This window comes from Flavobacterium sp. TC780 (genome assembly GCF_056783245.1).
Map to the genome: position 1 here is coordinate 1 of NZ_JBXBAV010000028.1, position 3939 is coordinate 3939.

Here is a 3939-nt window from a genome sequence, read left to right on the forward strand (position 1 = left end):
GTTAGGGATTAATATGGTATTAGGAGGAATAGGTTCTGTAGTGTGCGCTAATAAGGCCACAATGCATCCGTTGCCAGTTTTGGTTTCTATGCGACTATCAGATTCTTTGTCAGATAGTGAATCCCTACTTTTTGCTGAAATAAAGCGTTTAAAACAAATTATGGATGCTCTAGAGGATAAGCCAGCTTTTGTGCTCTTAGATGAGATTTTAAGAGGTACTAACTCAGATGACAAACGCAATGGAACTATCGAAGTAGTAAAAAAGATCATTGCAAAAAAAGCAATCGGAGCTATTGCAACTCACGATATCGAAGTATGCCTGACAACAAACGATTATCCAGACGTTTTAACCAATCAGTGTTTTGAAGTTGAAATTAAGAATAATGAATTGCATTTTGATTATACACTTCGTGAAGGAATTTGTAAAAATAAAAGCGCTACTTTCTTAATGCAAAAAATGGGAGTTATTTAGTGGTGTGAGAGTATAGAGTATAGATGGAAGACTATAGGTTTAGAGTAAATACTATATGTAGAGTAAAAGCTAAATGTTTTTATGGGTGTAGTTGTAGTTAGTGATGACATCTTAGTTGGAGTTGTAGCTCACTATACTTAGGTCTTAATTTACTCTTGTTATTCTTTGCACAATCTTTTCTCAAACTTGTCATCCCGAGGGAACGATGGAACTCTACAAGAAAATCCATCATTTTTGTTGAGCCACTCGTGAAGATTCTTTGACTCCGTTCTAAAGACAATATTGAGGAAACTCAGTATCCCCTGTGGAACTTTACGAAAGAGCTCTTTAAACAACATAAAAAAAACCGCAGTTTCAAAAGAAGCAGCGGTTTTTTAAGTATAAAAATGGTTGGTTAATAGCGTAATTGTTATGCAATAATAAGTATTATATTTGAATATCAAAAATCTAATATAACAAAAACATAATTAAATGTTAACTATTTAGCATTACGGGCATCACCAACATGGTTACAGTTTCTCCATCTTCCAAACCATCTACAGGAGTCAGGATTCCTGCTCTGTTTGGTAAAGACATTTCAAGCATGATCATATCCGATTGTAAGTTGGTCAACATTTCGGTAAGGAAACGGGAGTTAAATCCAATTTGCAAGTCATCACCTTGGTAATCACAAGTCAATCTTTCCTCGGCTTTGTTTGAGTAATCGATATCTTCGGCAGAAACATTTAATTCTGCTCCAGCAATTTTCAAACGAATTTGATGTGTAGTTTTATTAGAGAAAATCGCCACACGACGTACTGAACTTAAAAATAAAGAACGGTCAATCATTAATTTGTTTGGATTCTCTTTTGGAATTACAGCTTCGTAATTTGGATATTTCCCATCGATTAAACGACACATTAAAATGTAGTTGTCGAATGAGAAAGTTGCATTAGAATCGTTGTATTCAATTTTTACTTCAGCATCTGAAGTTCCTAAGATACTTTTTAAAATATTCAAAGGTTTTTTTGGCATAATAAAATCAGCAACTTGAGATGCTTTTACATCTGTACGAGCATATTTTACTAATTTATGAGCATCTGTAGCAACGAATATTAATCCTTCTGGCGAAAACTGGAAGAATACTCCTGACATAACTGGACGTAAATCGTCGTTACCAGCAGCAAATATCGTTTTACTAATAGCTGTTGCCAAAACATCTGAAGGAACAAGAGTAACCGATGGATCTTCTAGGTTCACAGATTTTGGAAATTCTTCTCCAGCTGCATACGCCAAAGCATATTTTCCAGAGTTAGAACTAATTTCTACAGTATTATTGTCTTCAACAGTAAAAGTTAAAGGTTGTTCTGGAAATGTTTTAAGGATTTCGAGTAATAATTTTGCAGGTATTGCAACACTTCCTTTGCTTGTAGAATCAATCGCTAAAGTTGCAGACATCGTCGTTTCTAGATCCGAAGAAGAAACTGTTAATTCATTATTGTCTAATTCAAATAGAAAGTTGTCTAAAATAGGTAACGTATTGTTACTATTGATTACACTACCTAAAACTTGTAATTGCTTTAATAAGTACGAACTCGATACTATAAATTTCATCTCTTTTGTTTTATTTTTTGGTATATATTTTAGCTTGATTAATGACTAGAATACATTTTTACAAATATATCGTAAACAATTCTAGTATCCCAAATTTTTTATTAACATCTACTTGCTGTATTTTCTTTTGCGAAGAAAAGTAAATACAAGTCCAAAGACCAATAAAATTAGAATTGGTAGTCCGATAGTTATGAATTGCGTAATGCTGTACTCTTGATAAACTTTTTCCTTATCTAATAAAGGAAGGTTTAAATCCTTGCTTCTAATGTTAATAAGTCCTGTGTCATCCAGCAAATAATTAACGCAATTCATCAGAAAATCTTTGTTGTCATACAAATTTCCTGAACGCTGATCGTAACCTAATTCTACAGGAGTTAGGTTTTTGTCTAATTGATTACGGACTAAATCACCATCAGAAACCACAATCATTTTGGTTGCTTTGCCTTTAGTCTGAAAAGTTTTTTGTTCAAAAGGCAACACACGATTTTCATACATCGAATGGAAATCTCCTTCTAGTAAAACCGATAAAGGAATATTCCCTTTGTTCAGATAATCGTTTGGCGAAGTTTCTTCAGTTACAATATTCAAATTGATTTCGGCAGGAGTACCAATTTTTTTAGAATAAGGTGATGATTGCAAAAGTACCGTTTTTTTGATACCATTTTTTAAGGTATCGATTGGGTTTGCAAAGTCAAATTTGATTCCTCCTAAATTTTTTACAATCGGATGTTTGCTTTCAGGATGAACCTCAGGTGCATATTTCCAATTAAATTCTTGGTATTGAGTGGCGCTTCCTTGTTCTCCAGAAGCTAGTTTAATTGGGCTTCCACGTTCATCTTTTACTAAATCAGGGGTAATTCTGAAGCCGTATTTAAAGAACATATCATTAAGATTCAAATCTCTTGGAAAAGCCAGCGTTGCACCAGATTGATAGTATAAACTGTCCATTTCGGCATTTACCTGATCAACAAGCCACAATGTTTTTCCACCGTTAATGATAAACTGATTCCGAAACCTGTTTTTCACTATCTGTAAAAGCTTCGGTAGGTTTAGCAATAATAGCCAAATCATATTTTTTTAAGCCATCTAAAGTACCAATAGGGTTTTTGGCAACAGAGTCTAATGTAAACGGTCCAATATGATAGCTTTCGCGAATTTGCATCAGGAATTTTGCCATGAAATCCCTTTCATTTCGCCATTTCCTTTTATGATTGCAACCTTTTTTTGTTTTTCTTTTGTGATTTTATTTAATGCATCAGCAATCGAATATTCTAAATGCTGCACGAGCCATTACTTTTTGAGTGGTCGAAGCACCCATTTGGTTTTTTAATAAAGGAATATTAACTTCTCTATTGTCGTATGTTGCAATTGCCCACGGAAAAACCATAGCCTGCGATTGTTTTCCTTTGTCATCAACAGTTATGTTTATAGGAGTAAGCCCTTTTGGATCTAATTCTTTAATAGTATCCATACTTTCGTCTTCGTTCTCCATAGGATTAACGAATTCAAAATATATGTTTTTGTTATAGGCTTGAAACTCTTCTAGTAATTGTTGAGTTTCTTGTTGTAAACGTTTAAACTCAGGAGGTAAATCGCCTTGCATGTAAATTTTTACAGACAGCGGATTGTGAACCTGTTTTACGATATTTAATGAAGTTGGCGATAAAGTATATCGTTTGTCATTGGTTAAATCAAAACGATGAAAGATAAAAGTACCAGCAATATTCAACGCAATTAAAATCGCAATTGTAATCAGTAACGTTTTTATGTTTTTTTGAGAAGAGGTTTTCATTACGATTTAAAAGATTTTAGTTGATATACAGTAAACGAAAGAAAAAGTACCGTTATACTTGAAAAATAAATTACATCGCGTG

The 3939-nt window shown here is 33.4% G+C and carries 2 protein-coding genes and 1 pseudogene; 1 reads left to right on the forward strand and 2 read right to left on the reverse strand.

Annotated features, from left to right (window positions below; translation table 11 throughout):
- Window positions 1-472: MutS-related protein (locus AC1RYN_RS02805; protein ID WP_481805748.1), on the forward strand; the 472-nt coding region annotated here is incomplete at its 5' end.
- 474 nt (window positions 473-946) lie between these two features.
- Here AC1RYN_RS02805 and dnaN read toward each other — a convergent pair.
- Complete coding sequence (dnaN, locus tag AC1RYN_RS02810) at window positions 947-2065, reverse strand: DNA polymerase III subunit beta (RefSeq protein ID WP_195738381.1); 1119 nt, start codon at window positions 2063-2065, stop codon at window positions 947-949.
- A 108-nt stretch (window positions 2066-2173) separates the two neighbouring features.
- Window positions 2174-3857, reverse strand: a pseudogene (gldG, locus tag AC1RYN_RS02815) (gliding motility-associated ABC transporter substrate-binding protein GldG).
- Window positions 3858-3939 lie beyond the last annotated feature (82 nt).